We start from the raw sequence: 278 nt of genomic DNA on the forward strand, positions 1-278 counted from the left end.
CGCGCTGCTTCTCGCAGCGCGCCCCCCGTGGGCGGTGGTGTCAGTAGTTCCAGTCGCCCTGACCGTCGAAGGCGCCGAAGGGTCGTCCGGGGCCGTTCTTGACGATGAACGGGTCGCCGTTGCGGGTGGAGTCGTAGTACCAGCGGGCGTCCTCGGGGCTGACGTTGATGCAGCCGTGGGAGACGTTCCGGACGCCCTGGTCGGCCACGGACCACGGGGCTGAGTGGATGTAGATGCCGTCGTAGCTGAGCCGGACGGCGTCGTTGACGATCGAGTTG

Annotated in this window: 1 protein-coding gene; it reads right to left on the minus strand. The window is 68.0% G+C overall.

Features of this window, described 5'->3' with window-relative positions; genetic code table 11:
• Positions 1-40: 40 nt before the first annotated feature.
• Positions 41-278: L,D-transpeptidase (locus G6030_RS14075; protein WP_182643554.1), on the minus strand; the 238-nt coding region annotated here is incomplete at its 5' end.

Origin of the sequence: Dietzia sp. E1 (genome assembly GCF_014145015.1) — a bacterium.
Taxonomy (GTDB): domain Bacteria; phylum Actinomycetota; class Actinomycetes; order Mycobacteriales; family Mycobacteriaceae; genus Dietzia; species Dietzia cinnamea_A.